Here is an 18,660-nt window from a genome sequence, read left to right as displayed (position 1 = left end):
CTCTTCCGTCCGGTTCACTCTCGCATCCATGCCAAGCCGTCCACCGCTGTATCAACCAAGTTCTATTTGACCTCCACCGCCAACAGCGCGCCAACTCCCTCCAGACTCTGGCCCCTGTATTTCCACAAGTCACAGGCTCCTTGCACCGGCGACTAGTTGCGCATGGTGATGTGCCGAGGCAGGCGTGCGACATCACCGTGTGCGGCGAGTTCCGATAGCGCCTTGGCGATCTCACGGTCACGCCCGTCGACGGCGTGCAGGTACCGGCGAGCTGCCGCCATGGACGAGTGCCCGAGTCGCTTCATCAGGTCGGCTAGGGTCGCGCCGGTCTGTGCGGCGAGGGTCTGCCCGGTGTGCCGCAGGTCGTGGAAGGTAAGGCCATCGAGCCCGACCTTCTTCCGCGCCCGGACGAACGCTTGGTACAAGGTGTTACCCCGCAACGGCGTGCCATCGCGGCTCACGAACAGCCGATCCGTGCCCGCGTACTGATCAAGGCGGCCCGCAAGCGGGCCGCGCCGGCCCGGCCCCGGCCTGCTGGCGACCTCCGGCCGGCATCGGCCGGGCCGGCCGGCCACGCTGCGGAGGACCAGAGAGACGAAGGGCTGAGCCGGGACGATCGCCATCGCGGTTGCTCTCCGTTAATGGCGGGGCGATCGCTGCCGCGCAGCAGAGCTGCTTGCCGCCGGAGTCTCGGGGGCGCTGTCTTCGGTCTGGTGACGACGAGGACCAGGGCGTGACCCATCCCCCGGGTGCCCGATTCTCTACGCCACCCGGCCGGCGTCAAGGGCGCTGCGCGTCGGCACGCCGATGGCCTACGGCCACCCTTGACCCCGACCGGGCGCCGCAGTCTTGGCACCTATTCAGGGGATGGGAGCAGACTGGCGGCCTGCGGTTGCATGACTTGCGGCACGCGGGCCGCGGGCAACGGAGGTCATCGTGGCAATACCGATTGACGCAGGCCGTCCAGGTGACATTTGGAGACTTCGCGCCGATGACATGCCTGTGCGCATAAAGGAGCGATACGAGCAGACGGTTGGGTTTCGTCTGGACGCCGAACCAGCACAATCGGGCTACGGGATTGGCCCGAGGGACTGGGACCACACTCTGCAGCGCTTTCGCGAGGATCTGGAAACGCTCTACGCCGGCGATCAGGCGCAGGTCTTCGTCCCGGAGACCGAGGTCTACATCCTCCAGATCGCGACGAACCCGTACAAGGCGTCGGGAAAGGGCTGGGTTGCCTGGCGAACCGGGCAACCACCCACATCGGAGTTCGCGGACTACGGTCTGTTCTTCGATCCTGCATCGGAGTGGAACCTCGACGGTGAACTGGTCTACCGACCTTTCGCCATGTTGGACGACGGCGCGCGGGTAGCTGATTCCCGGGGTCGGCAATGGACCTTTACTGCGCCCTTCTCGTTCACTGGCGGGGACGGCCAGCGCGGAACGCCCGCTTGGCCGCTGGTTGTGGCGGGGGACGACGAACGGACCAAGGCCCTGAACGGCAGCCGTGACAACGACCAGAGGGCCGAATGGAGCGCGCGCTCGGGCGTGGGTTCTGACGTCTTCGATCTTGAGTTGCCCGACTGGTAGGCATCCGCACAACGACGCGCCCCGCGACGCTACCGTGCCCCGGCACCTCCAGCACAGCGACAGCGGTCGCCGTGCTAGGGGTGCCGAGGCCGTCACGGGCCATCCGTGGGCCAGTAACCGGGGCGCGTAGCGGTCACGAGCGGGCACGAGAAGCAGCTGGGTGAACCGCCGGCCGCAGGCGTTTCGGACATCGCGGTCGGTTGATCACGCTCTTCTAAACTGAGGCTCCCGAGCGGCGTGTGGCCCGAGGGGCGGGCGCTTACGGCTGCCGTGCCAGGTGTAAAAGGCCACCCACAAGGCGACCCGGCTCCACGTGCAGCGAGCTCCGTCCGTGCGATCCCCGTGCGATAAGGGTCGGCCAGCAGCGGGATTCCGGGGTCAACGAGGGTCAGACCAGACAGACGGACTTTCGGCGCACAAAGCAAGATCCCCACCGGCGTTTCCGCTGGTGGGGACCTCTGTAGCCCGGCGAAAGGCTATGTGGCCAGGGGCGGGGTCGAACCGCCGACCTTCCGATTTTCAGTCGGACGCTCGTACCAACTGAGCTACCTGGCCGTGATGCTCGGTCCATGCTACCCGGAAGGCGGGGTCTCCGCCGGAAGGGTCACATGCTCCGATACGCAGAACGCCGCGCAATGGTTCACGCGGCGTCGGCGCTGGCGGTCCTGACGGGACTTGAACCCGCGACCTCCGCCTTGACAGGGCGGCGAGCACTCCAACTGCTCCACAGGACCTGGCTGGTGTTGCATCCGGCGCGAGCCGGACCGTGCCCCCAACGGGATTCGAACCCGTGCTACCGCCTTGAAAGGGCGGCGTCCTGGGCCGCTAGACGATGAGGGCGGCCCCGCCATCATTGCACACTCGCAACTTCAAGCGGACTTGCTCCCATCCGGCCCCGCCGGAGGCATGAGAAGCATATGCCATGCCCGGTCAGTGGGCCAAACCGGTATGGCCGGTGGCACATTGCCGGGCAAAACCGCAGGTCAGAGGGGTGTCACCGGGGTGGGGCGACGCCGAAGCGCCGTTTCAGGTCGATGATCAGGTGCGGGCAGGCGGCCAGGGTGCGGCTGCGATCGCCCCCGCCGTCGTGCATCAGCACGATCGCGCCGGGGCGGGCGGCGCCGTGGACCCGCTTGGCGAGGGTGGCGGCGGTTGGCTTCGCCCAGTCCTGCGGGTCCACGCTCCAGTGCAGCGACCGCATGCCGAGCTGCCGGGCCACCGCCACCACCTCCGGGGTCCACCGGCCGCCCGGTTGGCGGTAGAACGGCACCTTGGCGCCCGGCACGGCGGCCTGGATGGCCCGGTTGGTCCGGGCCAGGTCGGCCCGGATCTCGGCCACCGGCCGTCGGCCCAGGTCGAAGTCGTGCCGCCAGCTGTGGTTGCAGAGTTGGTGACCCTCACGGACGATCCGGACGACCAGCTCCGGGTGCTCGCGTACCTCGGTGCCGACCAGGCAGAACGTCGCCTTGACCCGGGCGGCTCGCAACTGGTCGAGGACCTTCGGCGTCCAGGCCGGGTCCGGACCGTCGTCGAAGGTCAGCGCGACGGCGCGTACCCCGGTGGCGCGCCGCAGGCCCGCCGGCAGCGTGGTGGGCTTCGGCCGCAGCTTGGGCTTGGGTTTCGTGGTCGGCCGCGGGGTCGCTGTCGGTGACGGGGTGGTCACCGGCGACGGGCTCGCCGCCGCCGTCGGGGCGGGCGCTGCGGCCTGCTGGGGGTCCCGTTGCGGTTCGCCGCAGCCGCCGGTGAGGAGCAGGACCAGGCCGAGGGCGGCAGCCAGGACGGGGCGTGCACGCATCGTCACTCCGAGGGGGGTCGGGTACGCGGTAGGCCCCGACGGTAGTGGACGACACGCCGATCCGGCAGGGTCGGTCAGGCCCCGCTCGACTGATCCAGTGAGTCCCGGACGGCCAGCGCCAGCGACACCGCCTCGGTCAGGTCGACCGGCCGGACCACTCCGGCGGGCAGTGTGTCGGCCTGCCAGCCGGGGCCGGCGGCCAGCACCAGCAGGGGGCGTCGAACCATCCCGAGCAGGGCGGACAGTTGCCGCGGGTCGGCGGTGGCGCGGGTGTGCGACCAGAGCACCACCGCGGCCGGTCCGGTCCGGTTCACGGCCTCGATCAGCGCCGCGAGCGGCACCCGGGCACCCAGCATGCGATACGCCACACCCGCCTCGGCGAGCGTGGCGGCCAACGCCTCCAACGGCAGGGTGTGCTGTTCCTCGTCGGCACAGGCGAGCAGGATCCGGGCCGGGCCGGCGGCCGGGCCGGGCCGGGCCACCGTGGCGAACGCCTCGGACACGCACCGGGACATCAGGTGCTCGACCTCGATCAGACCGGCGGTCGCGGCGTGCCGCTCCCCGATGCCGGCCAGCACCGGGCGCAGCAGGCCGTCCCAGGTGGCGACCACGCCGTCCCGGGCGAGGGCGTTGGCGATCGTCTCGCCGATCGCCGCGGAGTCCAGTCGCATGGCGGCCCGGGCCAGGCCACGGGCGACCGGCCCGGCCCGGCCGACCGGGATCGTCTGCCCGCCGCCGTCCCGACGGGCCCCGGCGCGCAGCCGCACCTCGGCGGCGGGACCGACGCCGGGGCTTTGCTTCGCCCAGCGGGCCGCCTCGGCCGGGGTGATCCCCTCCGCGGTGAGCCGACGCATGATCTCCAGGCGCGCGAGGTCGGCCGGCGTGTAGCGTCGGTGGTGACCCGGTACGTGCTGGCTGGGACCGAGGCCGTAGCGCTGGTGCCAGGTACGCAGCGTGGTGACCGCCACGCCCAGTCGGCGTGCCACGGCCCCCGCGCTCAGCGCCTCATCGGCCACCCGACCGCTCCGACGCGTCGTCCGCCGGAACGCCGGACGGGATGGTGGTGTCGGCGGGGCCGCCGGCGCGCAGCAGCCGGCTCACCACCCCGCCCAGCCAGGGCGCGTACGCGCGGGGGTCCGCGTCGATTTCGGCCATCAGCCGTACCGGGTCGACCCAGCGCAGCTCGGACACCTCGTCGGGGTCCGGCAGCACGGTGACGTCGGCCGGCACGTCGGCCCGCAGCACGTGGTCGTACTCGAACTCGACCCGACCGGTGGCCGGGTCCTCGGCGTAGTAGAGGTAGACGCCGACCTCGGTCAGCGTGACCGGGGCGGCGCCCAGCTCCTCGGCCAGCCGGCGGTTGGCGGCCTCCACCAGCGACTCGGCCGGTCGGGGGTGGCCGCAGCAGGAGTTGGCCCAGCGCTGCGGGAACCGGGTCTTGATCGGGGCCCGCCGTTGCAGCAGCACCCGGCCGGCCGGGTCGACCAGCAGCACCGAGAAGGCGCGGTGCAGCCGCCCCGGCGCCTGGTGCGCCGCGGCCACGGTGGCCTCGCCGAGCACGTTGCCGCGGTCGTCGACCAGCTCGACCAGGTGCCCTTCCCGGGACGTCACCGGACCCGCCCCCCGTTCCGGGTGTGCATCGCGCCCGTCCTGCCTGTGCCGCGCCGCCGGGCCGCGCTCCGCGCGCTCACCGCCCGGCACCGGTGATCCGGTTGGCCGCCAGCTTCCCGGAGATCAGCACCATCGGCACGCCCACGCCGGGCTGGGTGCCGGAGCCGGTGAACACGACGTTGGGCAGCTGCCGATGCAGGTTCGACGGGCGGAACGGGCCGGTCTGGAAGAGGCTGTGCGCGGCGGCGAACGGCGTACCGGCGGCCATGCCCTGCTCCTCCCACTCGGCGGGGGTGATCGTACGCAGCACCTCGATGCCGGCGCCGAAGCCCACGTACCCGCGCTCCTCCAGCGTCGCCATGAGCTGGTCGGTGTAGCGGCGGCCCAGGTCGCCGCGCCAGTCGAACGGGCCCCGTTCCAGGTTGGGCACCGGCGCCAGCACGTAGTAGGTGTGCCGCCCGGCCGGGGCCACCGCCGGGTCGGTCCGGCTGGGGTTGGTGACCAGCAGCGACGGGTCAGTCATCAGCTCGCCGCGCCGGATGACCTCGTCGAAGGTGCCCTTCCACTTCCGTCCGAAGTGGATGTTGTGGTGGGCGATCTTCTCATACCGCTGGGTCGAGCCGACGTGCAGCACGACGCAGGAGGGTGAGTAGGTCAACTTCCGTTGGCGGGCCGGGGGCAGCAGGTCACGGTAGGCGACCGGGAGGTCCGGGTTGAGCACCACCACGTCGGCCGGGATCAGCTCGCCGTCGGCGGTGAGCACTCCGGTGGCCCGGCCGTTGGCGGTCTCCACCCGCGTCACCGTGGTGCCGTACCGGAACTGCACGCCGTGCTTCTCGGCGGCGCCGGCCATGCCCCGGGAGACCGCGTGGATGCCGCCGCGCGGGAAGTAGACCCCGGCCACCGAGTCGAGGTACGCGATGACGCTGTAGATGGCCAGCGCGTCGTGCGGGGCGAGGCCGGCGTACATCGCCTGGAAGGAGAAGATGCGCTGGGTACGCGGGTCGCGGAAGAACTGGTTGATCTTCGTCTGGAGTCGCCGGAACGCGCCGTTGGCCAGCAGCTTCACCAGGTTGGCGGTGAGCAGGTCGGTCGGGGCGTCCAGGTTGCGGTCGATGAAGTCGGTCCGCTCCCAGTGCCACAGGTTGCGCGCGTAGTCCACGAAGCGCAGGTAGCCGTCGGCCTCGCGGGGGCCGCAGACCCGGGCGATCTCGGCGGCCATCCGGGTGGTGTCCGTGATGACGTCCAGCGTCGAGCCGTCGGGATAGTAGGCCCGGTAGGCGGGGTCGACCGGGGTGAGGTCCAGCCAGTCGCCGAGTTCCTCGCCGACCGCGCCCAGTGCCTCGGCGATCAGGTCGGGCATGGTGAGCACGGTGGGGCCGGTGTCGAACTCGTACCCGTCGACGGCCAGCCGGCCGGCCCGGCCGCCCGGCACCGGCTCGCGCTCCACCACGGTCACCTGCCGGCCGCTGCCGGCCAGGTGCAGCGCGCACGCCAGCCCGCCCAGGCCCGCGCCGACGACCACCACCCGGTCCGTACGCCCGTTCACGGTTCGCACGTGACCACCTCCTTCGCAAGGTCGCTCATCATGCCCGCCGCCTGGTCGCGGCGGTGGCGAGGCCGGTCAGCGCGGTGCGCGCGGTCTCGTCGATCGACGCGGTGTCCAGCGCGGTCAGCGCCTCGGACACCCGGTCGGAGATCATCCGCTCGACCCGGGACACCGCGCCGGTGTCGGCGACCAGTTCGGCGAGCCGGGCCACGTCCCGGGCGCCGGTCACCCGGCCGGCCCGCTCCAGCGCCCGCCGCTGGCCGGGGGTGCCCAGTTGGCGGGCCAGCATCAGCAGCGCGGTCGGCTTGCCGGTACGCAGGTCGTCGCCGGCCGGCTTGCCGGTGGTCGCCGGGTCACCGTAGACGCCGAGCAGGTCGTCGCAGAGCTGGAACGCCTCCCCGACGGCCAGGCCGTAGCGGGTGTACGCCGCGATAAGTGGCGCGTCGGCGGCGACACCGGCCAGGCAGGCGCCGAAGAGCAGCGGGCGCTGGACGGTGTAGCTGGCGGTCTTGTAGCGGGCCACCCGCAGCGCCCGGTCCACCGACCAGTCCACCGGATCGTGCTCGCCCAGCACGTCGAGGTACTGCCCGGCGACCGTCTCGATCCGCATCTGGTCGTAGCAGCGCCGCACCTCGAACAGCCGGGCCGGCGCCACGGTGGCGTGGCTGAGCAGCCGATCGGCCCAGACCAGGCAGAGGTCGCCGACGAGCACGGCCACCGCCTCGCCGAACCGGGCCGGGTCGCCGGCGTACCCGGCGGCGACGTGCCGGGCGGCGGCGGCGCGGTGCGCGGTGGGCCGGCCGCGCCGGGTGTCGGAGCCGTCCATCACGTCGTCGTGCACCAGCGCGAAGGTGTGCAGCAGTTCCAGGGCGGCGAACGCCGGCAGCACCGTCGGGAGCGGCTCCGCGCCGCCGACCACCCCGCGCCAGCCCCAGTACGCGAAGGTCGGCCGGACCCGCTTGCCGCCGGCCAGCACGCAGTCGCGCGCGGTGGCCGCGAAGCCACCCATCGCTGCGTCGATCTCGGTGAGTGAGCCGACCTCGGCGGCCAGGAACGCCGCCAGGGTGTCGTCCACCCCCTTGATCAGCTCTTTCGTGAACGCGGCCAGTACGCCGCGGACCGGATCGTCCGTCGCTCCCGGCTGTGCCGGCGCGACGCGGAGCGTATTACCCGCGACTGCGTCGTTGGCCATGTCGGCGAGCGTACCCTAGGGTTACGAGTTGCGTCGATTGCTGCGTCGAATTTCGAGGAGGGCCGGTGGACGCCGATCTCACCGCTGCCTATGCCCGCTGCCAGGAGCTGCACCGACGGCACGGTCGCACCTACTATCTCGCCACCCGGCTGCTCCCCGCGTGGAAACGACGTCATGTGCACGCCCTGTACGGATTCACGCGCTACGCCGACGAGATCGTCGACCGCACCGAGGAGCTGCCGCCCGCCGAGCGCGCCGCCCGGCTGGACGAGTGGTCGTCGGAGTTCGTCGCCGGCCTGCACGGTGGGCCGGTCAATGACCCGCTGCTCCCGGCCGTGCTGCACACCATCGCCGTCTTCGATCTGGACCGCGCCGACTTCGCGTCGTTTCTGCGCAGCATGGCGATGGACCTGACCGTGCTGTCGTACCCGACCTACGACGACCTGCTCGACTACATGGAGGGCTCCGCGGCGGTCATCGGCACCATGATGCTGCCGATCCTCGGCAGCTCCGACCCGGCGGCGGCCCGCGAGCCGGCCCGCCAGCTCGGCATCGCCTTCCAGCTCACCAACTTCATCCGGGACGTCGCCGAGGACCTCGACCGGGGCCGCACCTACCTGCCCGACGAGGATCTGGCCAAGTTCGGCGTCACCCGCGACGACCTGCTCGCCGCGAAGGAACAGGCCCGCACCACGCCGAGGATCCGGGACCTGATCGAGTACGAGGTGAGCCGCGCCCAGGCGCACTATGAGGCCGCCGCACCGGGCATCACCCTGCTCAACTCCGCCTCGCAGGCGTGCATGCGGACCGCGTACGCGCTCTACGGCGGGATCCTCGACGAGGTCGCCGCGCAGGGCTACGACGTGTTCGTCCGCCGGGCGCTGGTGCCGCAGCGCCGCCGGCTGGCGGTGGCCGCCCGGGCCCTGCTCACCCCGACCGGCAGCCCGGTCGCCGTACCCGGGCCGAGCCTGGTCCCGCGGTGAGTACGCGGACCGCGGTGGTGCTGTTCACCCGCGACCTGCGGGTGCACGACCACCCGGCGCTCGCCACCGCCTGCGCGGCGTTCGACCGGGTGGTGCCGCTGTACGTGCTCGACCCGGCGCTGGCCGACAGGTCGCCGAACCGCACCCGCTTCCTGCACCAGAGCCTGACCGACCTGCGCGAGGAACTGCGCCGGCGCGGCGGTGACCTCATGGTGCGCCAGGGCGACCCGGTGGCCGAGACGATCCGGCTGGCCCTGTAGGTGGGCGCCGAGGGGATCGGGCTCTCCGCCGACGTCAGCCGGTACGCCCGCCGTCGGGAGCGCCGGCTGCGTGCCGAGTGCGACCGGCACCGCCTCTTCCTGCGACTCTTTCCCGGCCTGACGATCGTCGAGCCGGGGGCGCTGCGCCCGGGCGGCGGCGACCACTACCGGGTCTTCAGCCCGTACCACCGCGCCTGGGCGGTGGCCGACCGTCGCGAGGAGCTGGCCGCGCCCCGGCGCGTCACCCTGCCCGACGGCGTGCGGCCCGGCCGGCTGCCCGCGCCGCCGAAGGGCGAGTCGCCCGGGGCCGCCGTCGGCGGCGAGAGCGTCGGGCAGCGCCGGCTCACGCAGTGGCTGCCCACCCTCGACCGGTACGACGACATCCACGACGACCTGGCCGGCGACGAGACCTCCCGGCTCAGCCCGTACCTGCGGTTCGGCTGCCTGTCGCCGCTGGCCGTGGCGAACCGGGCCGGCGGCACCGATGGGCCGTTCGTCCGGCAGCTCTGCTGGCGGGACTTCTACCACCAGGTCACCGCCGCCTTCCCGGACATCTCCACCAGCGCCTACCGGCGCGGGGCCTCGGAGGGCTGGCGGTACGACGCGGACGCCCTCGCCGCCTGGACCGAGGGACGCACGTCGGTGGCGGGGAAGGCGGTGCACCAGCCGTGGCGGCTCCCCGACGACGTACGCCGGCAGCTGGACTATCCGCCGCCGCTGGAGGTGCCCGGCGCCGACCCGGTCTGGATGCGCTGACCCGACCCGGGCTAGAGGCAGGAGTGCAGCACCTCGACCAGTTCGTCCACCCGGTCGTGGTCGGCCAGATGTGCCGTGGCGTAGGCGAAGACGTAGCCCCGCTCCGGATCGGCCCAGGCGCTGCTGCCGCCGATCCCGCCCATGCCCCAGCTCCCGTCCGGCTCGCGCTGCATCCCCAGCGTCCAGTAGGCCCGGCGATCGAGCACCAGGTCCGGGCCGTCGTACTGGACCCGGGTGGCCTCGGCGACCAGCTCGGGGCTGAACAGGCGTACCCCGTCGAGGGTGCCGCCGGCGGCCAGGCCCGCGTAGAGCCGGGCCAGCGCGGACGCCGTGGCGTGCAGGTTGACCGCCGGGACCTGCGCGCCCCGCCAGAGCGGGCTGTTGGCCACCGCCAGGTCGAGGCCGCCGGGTGGGTTGCTCAGCGCCCGGGCCCGCAGCGACCCCGGCTCACCCAGCATCCGCACCGGCCAGGCCGGATCGCCGTACGACAGGTCCATGCACCGCCGCTGGTCCGCCGTCCCGAGTCCGAAACCCAGGTCGAGGCGCCACGGGTCGGCGATCTCCTCGGCCAGGAACCGCCCCACCGACCGCCCGTCGACCCGGCGGACCAGCTCGCCCACCAGGTGCCCGTACGTCCAGGCGTGCTCGCCCGCGACGCTGCCCGGCTCCCACTCCGGGTCGGCGGCGGCCAGGTCGGCGCAGAGCAGCTCCCAGTCGGCGACCGCCTCGGCCGGCCGGGCCACCGGGAAGGTCGGCAGGCCGGCGGTGTGGCTCAGCACCTGGCGGACCGTGGCGGGGGCGTGGAACCCGGCCCAGTGGGTCGCCACCGGGTCGTCCAGGTCGAGCCGACCACGGTCGACGAGCAGCAGCAGGCAGAGCGCCGCGACGGGCTTGCCGACCGAGTAGACGTTCACCAGCGTGTCCGGCCGCCACGCCCCGCGGCTGTCGGCTCCCAGGTCGACCACCGGGCGGCCGTCGTACCAGATGGTCAGGCCGGCGCCGGTCTCCCGGCCGGTGGCCAGCAGATCGTGGAAGCAGTCGCGGACCGGGGCGAAGCGATCGGGCATGCGGCCACCGTAGGCGGTTAGGAATGATTACGGGCGCGGGAATTCTGGTGCAGTCGCTGGCCGGCGTCCGATGGCTGGGGAATGCTGGCGGCATGGCGGAGCCGGAAGTGGTGGACGTGGTCGTGGTCGGGTTGGGCGTCGGCGGCGAGGAGGTGGCCGGGCGGCTCGCCGAGGCCGGCCTGAGCGTCGTCGGCATCGAACGGGACCTGGTCGGCGGGGAGTGCCCGTACTGGGGGTGCATCCCCAGCAAGATGATGATCAGGGCGGCGAACGCGCTCGCCGAGGCGCGGCGGGTCAACGAGCTGGCCGGTTCGGCCCAGGTCCAGCCGGACTGGGCGCCGGTGGCCAAGCGGATCCGCGAGGAGGCCACCGACACCTGGGACGACACGGTGGCGGTCGACCGGTTCACCGGCAAAGGTGGGCGGTTCCTGCGGGGCAGCGCCCGGCTCGACGGCCCCGGCCGGGTACGCGTCGGCGACCAGGTCATCCGGGCCCGGCACGGGATCGTGTTCGGCACCGGCACCCGGCCCTCCGTGCCGCCGATCGACGGGCTGGCCGACACGCCGTACTGGACGAACCACCAGGCGATCGAGGTCGAGGAGCTGCCCGAGTCGCTGCTGGTGCTCGGCGGCGGCGCGATCGGGCTGGAGCTGGCGCAGGTGTTCGCCCGGTTCGGCGTACGGGTGACGGTGGTCGAGGCGGCGGACCGGGTCCTCGCGGTCGAGGAGCCCGAGTCCTCCGAGGTGGCCGAGAAGGCGCTGCGCGCCGACGGGGTGGAGATCCGCACCGGCGTCAAGGCGGACCGGGTCAGCCACGACGGTGCCACCTTCACCGTGCACGCCGGCGACGACGCGTTCCACGCGGAGCGGCTGCTGGTGGTCACCGGGCGCCGGGCGCACCTGGACGAACTGGGCCTGGACACGATCGGCGTGGACCCCGGGCAGCGCTACCTGCCGGTCGACGGGCAGATGCGGGTGACCGACGGTGTCTGGGCGGTCGGCGACGTCACCGGTGAGGGGGCCTTCACCCACATCGCGATGTACCAGGCGGCGATCGTCATCGCCGACGTGCTGGACCGCACCCGGCACGCCGACAGCGGCCCCGACCCGAGCGGGACGGCCAGCGTGGTGGGCGGTGCGATGGGCGCGGCCAGCGCCGTCGGCGGCGCGATGACCGCGACCGGCCCGAGCGGTGCCGCCGGTACCCCGCCCCGCGCCGACTACCGGGCGCTGCCCCGGGTCACCTTCACCGATCCGGAGGTCGGTGCGGTCGGCCTCACCGAGCACCAGGCCCGCCAGCGCGGCATCAACGTGCAGGTCGGCATCGCCCAGCTGTCGTCTTCCGCCCGGGGTTGGATCCACAAGGCCGGCAACGACGGCTTCATCAAGCTCGTCGCGGACGCCGACCAGGGCGTGCTGGTCGGCGCGACCTCCGTCGGCCCGGCTGGCGGCGAGGTGCTGTCGGCGCTGGTGGTGGCGGTGCACGCGGCGGTGCCGTTGAGCCACCTCCGACACATGATCTACGCGTACCCGACGTTCCACCGGGCGATCGAGGACGCCCTGCGCGACCTCAGCTGACGGTGCCGTGGCGGCCGGCGCCGGCGGCGAACCGGGCCGCGCCGGCCGCCGCGTCCGTGGCCAGCGACCGCACGCCGTACGCCAGCTCGGTGGCGAGCGCCTCCGGCTCGGTCAGGCCGGCGGTGGCGAGCACCGACGCGCGGTCGTTGCGCAGGCAGGTCTGCGGGTGTCGGGCGATCTCGGCGGCCAACCGCTCGGCCTCCGCCCGCGCCTCACCCGGCGGGACCAACCGGTTGACCAACCCCATCGCGTACGCCTCCTCGGCGGGCACCGGGCGGCCGGTGAGGATCAGGTCCATCGCCCGGCTCTCCCCGATCAACCTCGGCAGCCGGACCGTCCCGCCGTCGATCAGCGGTACGCCCCAGCGCCGGCAGAACACCCCGAGCACCGCGTCGGACTCGGCGACCCGCAGGTCGCACCAGAGCGCCAGCTCCAGGCCGCCCGCCACGGCGTACCCGGAGATCGCGGCGACGACCGGCTTGGACAGCGACATCCGGGTCGGACCCATCGGGCCGTCGCCGTCCGACTCGACCCGGTTGCCGCTGGGCGTACCGATCGCCTTAAGGTCGGCGCCGGAGCAGAACGTGCCGCCGGCGCCCCAGAGCACCGCGACCCGGGCCTGCGGGTCGGCCTCGAAGGCGCGGAACGCGTCGGCGAGCGCCCGCGCGGTGGGACCGTCGACGGCGTTGCGCGACGCCGCCCGGTCGAGGATCACCGTGGTCACCGGTCCGTCGTGCGTGACGTGTACGGCCATCGGCACAGCATGCCGCCCGGCGGCGCCGGCACGCCAGGGCGTGCCGGCGCCCGATGGGCCGCTAGCATCGCGGACGGCAACGATCATGCGAGGTGCCCCGCGTGCGCGGGGAGAATCGGGAAGCCGGTGCAAATCCGGCACGGGCCCGCCGCGGTGACCGGGGAGCCACCGTCCACGCGCGAGAGCGCAGCCACTGGCCGTACGGCTGGGAAGGCGGGCGGCCAGGCGTCGATCCGGGAGTCCGAAGACCGGCCTCGCGTCGACCGCCCACCCGTCCGGGTGGGCCTTGCGCAGCGGGAGCCTGCCGTGGACCTCTACACCGCCATCCACCGTCGCCGGGACGTCCGGGCCGAGTTCACCGGGGCGCCGGTGCCGGACGACACCCTGCACCGCGTCCTCGACGCCGCGCACGCCGCGCCCAGCGTCGGCTACTCACAGCCGTGGGACTTCGTCCTGGTCCGGGACGCCGGGCTGCGCCGCCGCTTCCACGAGCACGTCCGGACGGAACGGGACACCTTCGCGGCCACCCTCTCCGACGAGGCGGCGGCACGGTTCGCCCGCATCAAGATCGACGGTGTGCTGGAGTCGACCCTGTCGATCGTGGTGACCTACGACCCGTCGCGGGGCGGCCCGGCCGTGCTGGGCCGGCACGCCATCGCCGACGCCGGCCTCTACTCGGTCTGCCTGGCCATCCAGAATCTCTGGCTGGCCGCCACCGCCGAGGGCCTCGGCGTCGGCTGGGTCTCCTTCTACCGGGAGCCGTTCCTGGCCGACCTGCTGGGCATTCCCACCGGCATCCGGCCGGTGGCCTGGCTCTGCGTCGGGCCGGTGACGCACCTGGAACAGGTGCCCGACCTGGCCCGGCACGGCTGGCGGCAGAAGCGCCCGCTGGCCGAGGCCCTGCACACCGACCGCTGGACGGGCGGCCACTGACCCGTCGCCGCGGTTGCGAACTGTGTGAAGAGTTGTGGTCGTCCCAGCGACGACAACTCTTCACGCCACGCTGACCGTGGACAGGCCGAGCCAGGAGGCCAGCGCCGCCAGCTCGGCGTCCACCGCCGCGGTGACGGCGGGGTCGAACGGGACGTCCTGGTGGATGGCGTGCACCCGCAGGACCCCGGACCGGTGGTCGGCCGTGGCGTCCACCTTGCCGACGAGCCGGTCGTGGTGCAGCACGGGCAGCGCGAAGTAGCCCCAGCGGCGCTTCGCCTTCGGCAGGTACATCTCCAGGACGTACTCGAAGTGGAAGAGCTCCCGGGCCCGCTTCCGGTCGTGGACCAGCCGGTCGAAGGGCGACAGCAGCGCGGTACGGCCGGCGAACGGCTGGCCGAGGGCCGCCGGGTCGACCCGCCAGCTGCCGGAGGTGCCCTCGACCTGCGCCGGCTCACCGGCCTCCCCGACGACCGACGCCCGCGCGATGCCCAGCGAGCGCAACCGCCGCTCGTCGCGCATCCGCCGGGCCTCGTCGGCCGGGACGGCCAGCGTGCCGGCCGGGTAGACCCGCTCGGCCAGGTCCCACCGACGTTGCCGGCCGACCCGGTCGGCGATGGCGATCTCGCCGCGGGCGGCGAGGAGCTCCAGCATCTGTGTGACGTTGCGGTTGTTCGTCCAGCCGGTCGACGGCCAGGGCGCCACGCTGGTGTCCGGCACCTCGCGGGACAGCAGCGGGCCGGAGGCGCGCAGCAGATCGAGCACGTCGCGGCGGAAGGAGTCGTTGGCTTTCAGCCAGGCGCGCCGCCGCGGATCCTCCGGACACGTGGCCATCTCGGCGAGGTGGAGCCCGAGGTCCGCCATTGGTCGCACCATCGCCAGGTGCTGGAACTGCTCGAACGCGGTGCGGTCACGCTCCACCGCCTGCCGCAGGTGGGCCGGCGCGTACCCGGCGCCGAGCCGGGTCCACGCCACCAGGTCGGCGCTGGGCGCCACCGCCGCCGTCGGGTCCAACTGCAGGAACGACAACCGGTCCAGGACCGTCAAGAGGTCCGTCGGCCGGTGCGCGTCGAGCAGCTGGGCCCGGACGGCGATGCGCCGGGCCTCACGACGATCGATTCGATGAAACCGCATCAGGCGAGGCTACTCAGAACTCGTCGTCCAGGCTGACCTCACCGCCGACCGCCACCTGGTACGCGGACACCCGCCGCTCGAAGAAGTTGGTCAGCTCCTGCACGTCCTGCAACTCCATGAACGGGAACGGGTTCGTCGACCCGTACGCGGGCGGCAGGCCGAGCCGGGCGAGCCGGGCGTCCGCCACGTACTCCAGGTAGCGGCGCATGTCGGCGGTGTTCATGCCCGGCAGGCCGTCCCCGCAGAGGTCCCGGGCGAAGGCCAGCTCGGCCGTCACCGCCTCGTCCAGCATGGTCCGCACCTCATCCGCCATCGCCTCGTCGAACAGCGACGGCTCCTCGGCGCGGACGGTGTCGACCACCGAGAAGGCGAACTCCATGTGCATCGACTCGTCGCGGAACACCCAGTTGGTGCCGGTGGCCAGCCCCGAGAGCAGCCCGCGCGAGCGCAGCCAGTAGACGTAGGCGAAGGCGCCGTAGAAGAACAGCCCCTCCACGCAGGCCGCGAAGCAGATCAGGTTGAGCAGGAACGCCCGCCGGTCCGCCCGGCTCTCCAGCCGGTGCAGGCTGCCGATCGAGTCGATCCAGCGGAAGCAGAACTCGGCCTTGTCGCGGATCGACGGGATGTGCTCGACCGCGGCGAACGCCTTCACCCGCTCGTCGTGGTCGGGCAGGTAGGTGTCGAGCAGCGTCAGGTAGAACTGGACGTGCACCGCCTCCTCGTAGAGCTGGCGGGAGAGGTAGAGGCGGGCCTCGGGCGCGTTGACGTGCTGGTAGAGGTTGAGCACCAGGTTGTTCGCCACGATCGAGTCGCCGGTGGCGAAGAACGCCACCAGGCGGTGGACCAGGTGCCGCTCGCCGGCGGAGAGCGTCGTCAGATCGGGTACGTCGGAGGCCAGGTCCACCTCCTCCACCGTCCAGGTGTTGCGGATGGCGGCCCGGAACCGCTCGTAGAAGTCCGGGTAGCGCATCGGTCGCAGGGTCAGGTCCATGCCGGGGTCGAGCAGCATCGTCACTGGCAGGCCTCGCAGATCTCGGGGTTCTCCAGCGAGCAGGCGACCGCGTCGCTCTCGCCGACGGACAAGGTGAGCAGGGCCGGCGCCGCCGGTCGTGGCGAGGGCACGGGTGCGGCGGCCGGCGCGGCGGCGACCGTGGTCTGCGCGATCCGGGTCGCCGGACGGGACCGCAGGTAGTAGGTGGTCTTCAGCCCGGCCCGCCAGGCGTACGCGTACATCGAGGAGAGCCGGCCGATGGTCGGGCTGGCCTGGAACAGGTTGAGCGACTGTGACTGGTCCACGTACGGGGCGCGGGCGGCGGCCAGGTCGATCAGCGCCTTCTGCGGCAGCTCCCAGGCGGTGCGGTGCAGCGCCTTCAGCTCCGGCGGCAGGTCCAGTTCCTGCACCGAGCCGTCCGCCCGCTTGATCGCGTCCCGGGTCTGCGGGGTCCACCGGCCCAGCCGCTTCAGGTCGGCGACCAGATGCCGGTTGACCTGGAGGAACTCCCCGGAGAGGGTCTCCCGCTTGAAGACGTTGGAGACCAGCGGCTCGACGCACTCGGCGCAGCCGGCGATCGAGGCGATGGTGGCCGTCGGCGCGATCGCCACCAGCAGCGAGTTGCGCAGCCCGTGCCGGGCCACCTTCTCCCGCAGCGCCGCCCACGCCTGCGGCCTGGTGGGCCGGGCGTCCGCCCAGTGGTCCGGGTGCAGCACCCCGCCGGCCGCCCGGGTCAGCGGGTACGCCGGATGCGCGCCGCGCTCCGCCGCCAGGTCGGCGGAGGCGTCGTACGCGGCCAGGGCGACCTCCTCGGCGATCCGGGTGGACAGCGCCAACGCCTCCGGCGAGTCGAACGGCAGCCGCAGCGCGGCGAAGACGTCGGCCAGCCCCATCACGCCCAGCCCCAGCGGCCGCCACCGGCGGTGCGCGGTGGCCGCCTGCTCGGTGGGGAACCAGTTCCGGTCGATCGCCCGGTCCAGCGCCCCGACGGCCAGCCGGACCGTCGTGGCGAGCGTGGCGAAGTCCACGCCACCGTCGACCAGGTGGGCGGCCAGGTTGACCGAGCCGAGCGTGCAGACGGCCGTCTCGTCGTCGCTGGTCACCTCCAGGATCTCGGTGCAGAGGTTGGAGTGGTGCACCACGCCGCCACCCGCGCCGACCTGGTTGCAGGTGCGGTTCGCCGCGTCCTTGAACGTCATCCAGCCGTTGCCGGTCTGCGCCAGGGTGCGCATCATCCGGCCGTACAGGGTGCGGGCCGGCAGCGTCCGGACCGCCTTGCCGGCGGCCTCCGCCGCCCGGTACGCGGTGTCGAACTCCGCGCCCCACAGGTCGACCAGCTCCGGCACCTCCTTCGGGTCGAACAGCGACCAGTCGGCGTCCGCCTCGACCCGGCGCATGAACTCGTCCGGCACCCAGTTGGCCAGGTTCAGGTTGTGCGTACGCCGGGCCTCGTCGCCGGTGTTGTCCTTCAGCTCCAGAAACTCCTCGATGTCGGCGTGCCAGGTGTCCAGGTAGACGCAGGCCGCGCCCTTGCGCCGGCCGCCCTGGTTGACCGCCGCGACGCTGGCGTCGAGGGTGCGCAGCCAGGGCACGATGCCGTTGGAGCGGCCGTTGGTGCCCCGGATCAGCGACCCCCGCGAGCGCACCCGGGACCACGAGATGCCGATCCCACCGGCGAACTTGGACAGCCTCGCCACCTGCGTGTAGCGGTCGTAGATCGAGTCCAGCTCGTCCCGGGGCGAGTCGACCAGGAAGCAGGAGGAGAGCTGCTGGTGCCGGGCGCCGGCGTTGAACAGCGTCGGCGAGCTGGGCAGGTAGGCCAGCCGGGACATCAGCCGGTACAGCTCGCCGGCCTGCTCCACCGTGTCCGACAGGCCGGTGGCGACCCGCAGCCAGAAGTGCTGCGGCCGTTCCAGCACCGCCCGGCTGCGCGGGTGGCGCAGCAGGTAGCGGTCGTGCAGGGTGCGCAGTCCGAAGTATTCGAAGGCGTCGTCGCCGGCGCGGTCGACCAGGGCGTCGAGGGTGGCGGCGTGCGTCGCGACGAAGCCGGCGAAGCCCGGGTCCAGCAGGCCCTCGGCGTACGCGGCGGCGACACTGTCGCTGAAGCTGTCGATGCCCTGGCCGGTGGTCTCGTCGGCGATCCGCCCGGCGAGCAGGCGGGCGGCCAGCCGGGCGTACCCGGGCTCCTCGGCGGTGAGCCCGGCCGCCGCCGCGATGGCCAGCCGGGTCAGCTCGTCGGTGTCCGCGCCGGCGGTGCGCCCCGAGGAGACCAGGGCGAGGATCCGCTCCGGGTCGGTGTCGGGCAGGTCGTGATGGTGTCGGTGCAGCAGGTCCCGCAGTGCCCCGACCGGGGGTGGGGCGATGGTGGATGACGCCGTCACGTGCTCTCCTGGGTGGTCGGTGTGGACCGCGGGAGGGCACGACGGCACGCCGGATCGCCACCGGTCGGTGTGCCGGCGGTGCTCCGTACG

General features: G+C 73.0%; 16 protein-coding genes, 3 tRNA genes, 1 pseudogene and 1 riboswitch. Of the genes and pseudogenes, 6 read left to right on the top strand and 14 right to left on the bottom strand.

Annotation, left to right across the window (positions count from 1 at the left end; genetic code table 11):
* Positions 1–152 precede the first annotated feature (152 nt).
* Positions 153–623, bottom strand: a complete 471-nt coding sequence (locus KBX37_RS02870; RefSeq protein WP_247656910.1) for a tyrosine-type recombinase/integrase — start codon at positions 621–623, stop codon at positions 153–155.
* Between the two features lie 313 nt (positions 624–936).
* Between KBX37_RS02870 and KBX37_RS02865 the strand changes: the two genes are divergently transcribed.
* Positions 937–1,590: a hypothetical protein gene (locus KBX37_RS02865; protein ID WP_210774296.1), complete on the top strand. Its 654-nt coding sequence runs from the start codon at positions 937–939 to the stop codon at positions 1,588–1,590.
* A gap of 481 nt (positions 1,591–2,071) precedes the next feature.
* Here KBX37_RS02865 and KBX37_RS02860 read toward each other — a convergent pair.
* The 8 genes from KBX37_RS02860 to KBX37_RS02825 all read right to left on the bottom strand — a co-directional run bounded on the left by KBX37_RS02860 (position 2,072) and on the right by KBX37_RS02825 (position 7,737).
* A tRNA-Phe gene (locus KBX37_RS02860) sits at positions 2,072–2,145 on the bottom strand.
* A gap of 102 nt (positions 2,146–2,247) precedes the next feature.
* Positions 2,248–2,324 (bottom strand) — tRNA-Asp (locus tag KBX37_RS02855).
* Between the two features lie 33 nt (positions 2,325–2,357).
* Positions 2,358–2,430: transfer RNA gene (locus KBX37_RS02850), tRNA-Glu, on the bottom strand.
* A gap of 154 nt (positions 2,431–2,584) precedes the next feature.
* On the bottom strand, positions 2,585–3,385 hold the full coding sequence (locus KBX37_RS02845; RefSeq protein ID WP_210774295.1) for a polysaccharide deacetylase family protein: 801 nt from the start codon (positions 3,383–3,385) through the stop codon (positions 2,585–2,587).
* A 74-nt stretch (positions 3,386–3,459) separates the two neighbouring features.
* Positions 3,460–4,401, bottom strand: a complete 942-nt coding sequence (locus tag KBX37_RS02840; RefSeq protein ID WP_210774294.1) for a MerR family transcriptional regulator — start codon at positions 4,399–4,401, stop codon at positions 3,460–3,462.
* The gene (gene idi, locus KBX37_RS02835) at positions 4,391–4,996 is read right to left on the bottom strand and encodes an isopentenyl-diphosphate Delta-isomerase (protein WP_210774293.1); all 606 of its coding nucleotides are present in this window, start codon (positions 4,994–4,996) and stop codon (positions 4,391–4,393) included. Before idi ends, KBX37_RS02840 begins: the two co-directional genes overlap by 11 nt.
* A gap of 76 nt (positions 4,997–5,072) precedes the next feature.
* On the bottom strand, positions 5,073–6,554 hold the full coding sequence (gene crtI / locus KBX37_RS02830; RefSeq protein WP_210774292.1) for a phytoene desaturase family protein: 1,482 nt from the start codon (positions 6,552–6,554) through the stop codon (positions 5,073–5,075).
* 28 nt (positions 6,555–6,582) lie between these two features.
* A complete protein-coding gene (locus tag KBX37_RS02825) occupies positions 6,583–7,737 on the bottom strand; it encodes a polyprenyl synthetase family protein (protein WP_210774291.1) in 1,155 nt (384 codons plus the stop codon).
* 65 nt (positions 7,738–7,802) lie between these two features.
* On the opposite strand from KBX37_RS02825, the gene KBX37_RS02820 reads away from it, so the two are divergent.
* From KBX37_RS02820 to KBX37_RS35855, 3 genes and pseudogenes are all read left to right on the top strand, one after another.
* Complete coding sequence (locus tag KBX37_RS02820) at positions 7,803–8,720, top strand: phytoene/squalene synthase family protein (protein WP_210774289.1); 918 nt, start codon at positions 7,803–7,805, stop codon at positions 8,718–8,720.
* Positions 8,717–9,172: pseudogene (locus KBX37_RS35860) on the top strand (deoxyribodipyrimidine photo-lyase); the annotation flags it as partial. The gene KBX37_RS02820 and the pseudogene KBX37_RS35860, both read left to right, overlap by 4 nt.
* Positions 9,173–9,181: 9 nt before the next feature.
* Positions 9,182–9,736: an FAD-binding domain-containing protein gene (locus KBX37_RS35855; protein WP_374103639.1), complete on the top strand. Its 555-nt coding sequence runs from the start codon at positions 9,182–9,184 to the stop codon at positions 9,734–9,736.
* Positions 9,737–9,747: 11 nt separating this feature from the next.
* Here the strand turns inward: KBX37_RS35855 and KBX37_RS02810 are convergent, their stop codons facing one another.
* On the bottom strand, positions 9,748–10,803 hold the full coding sequence (locus tag KBX37_RS02810) for a serine hydrolase (RefSeq protein ID WP_210774287.1): 1,056 nt from the start codon (positions 10,801–10,803) through the stop codon (positions 9,748–9,750).
* 92 nt (positions 10,804–10,895) lie between these two features.
* On the opposite strand from KBX37_RS02810, the gene KBX37_RS02805 reads away from it, so the two are divergent.
* A complete protein-coding gene (locus tag KBX37_RS02805) occupies positions 10,896–12,380 on the top strand; it encodes an NAD(P)/FAD-dependent oxidoreductase (RefSeq protein WP_210774285.1) in 1,485 nt (494 codons plus the stop codon).
* On the opposite strand, the gene KBX37_RS02800 is transcribed toward KBX37_RS02805, so the two are convergent.
* On the bottom strand, positions 12,373–13,134 hold the full coding sequence (locus KBX37_RS02800; RefSeq protein ID WP_210774283.1) for a crotonase/enoyl-CoA hydratase family protein: 762 nt from the start codon (positions 13,132–13,134) through the stop codon (positions 12,373–12,375). The two genes, KBX37_RS02805 and KBX37_RS02800, sit on opposite strands and share 8 nt — an antisense overlap.
* A 73-nt stretch (positions 13,135–13,207) precedes the next feature.
* Positions 13,208–13,406: riboswitch (cobalamin riboswitch) on the top strand.
* Between the two features lie 34 nt (positions 13,407–13,440).
* On the opposite strand from KBX37_RS02800, the gene bluB reads away from it, so the two are divergent.
* Positions 13,441–14,067 (top strand): 5,6-dimethylbenzimidazole synthase, encoded by a 627-nt coding sequence (gene bluB, locus KBX37_RS02795; RefSeq protein WP_210774280.1) that lies wholly within the window; start codon positions 13,441–13,443, stop codon positions 14,065–14,067.
* A gap of 60 nt (positions 14,068–14,127) precedes the next feature.
* Here bluB and KBX37_RS02790 read toward each other — a convergent pair whose 3' ends face one another.
* The 3 genes from KBX37_RS02790 to KBX37_RS02780 are packed head-to-tail and all read right to left on the bottom strand — an operon-like array spanning position 14,128 to position 18,570.
* Positions 14,128–15,198, bottom strand: a complete 1,071-nt coding sequence (locus KBX37_RS02790) for a DNA glycosylase AlkZ-like family protein (protein WP_210774278.1) — start codon at positions 15,196–15,198, stop codon at positions 14,128–14,130.
* A 13-nt stretch (positions 15,199–15,211) separates the two neighbouring features.
* Positions 15,212–16,207, bottom strand: a complete 996-nt coding sequence (locus tag KBX37_RS02785) for a ribonucleotide-diphosphate reductase subunit beta (RefSeq protein WP_210774419.1) — start codon at positions 16,205–16,207, stop codon at positions 15,212–15,214.
* Between the two features lie 2 nt (positions 16,208–16,209).
* Complete coding sequence (locus KBX37_RS02780) at positions 16,210–18,570, bottom strand: ribonucleoside-diphosphate reductase subunit alpha (protein ID WP_374103636.1); 2,361 nt, start codon at positions 18,568–18,570, stop codon at positions 16,210–16,212.
* Between the last annotated feature and the right edge of the window lie 90 nt (positions 18,571–18,660).

The sequence above is a fragment of the Micromonospora sp. U56 genome (assembly GCF_018070095.1).
GTDB classification, from domain to species: domain Bacteria; phylum Actinomycetota; class Actinomycetes; order Mycobacteriales; family Micromonosporaceae; genus Micromonospora; species Micromonospora purpureochromogenes.
The sequence above is the reverse complement of the archived record's forward strand: the minus strand, read 5'-3'. Positions and strand labels throughout refer to the sequence as shown.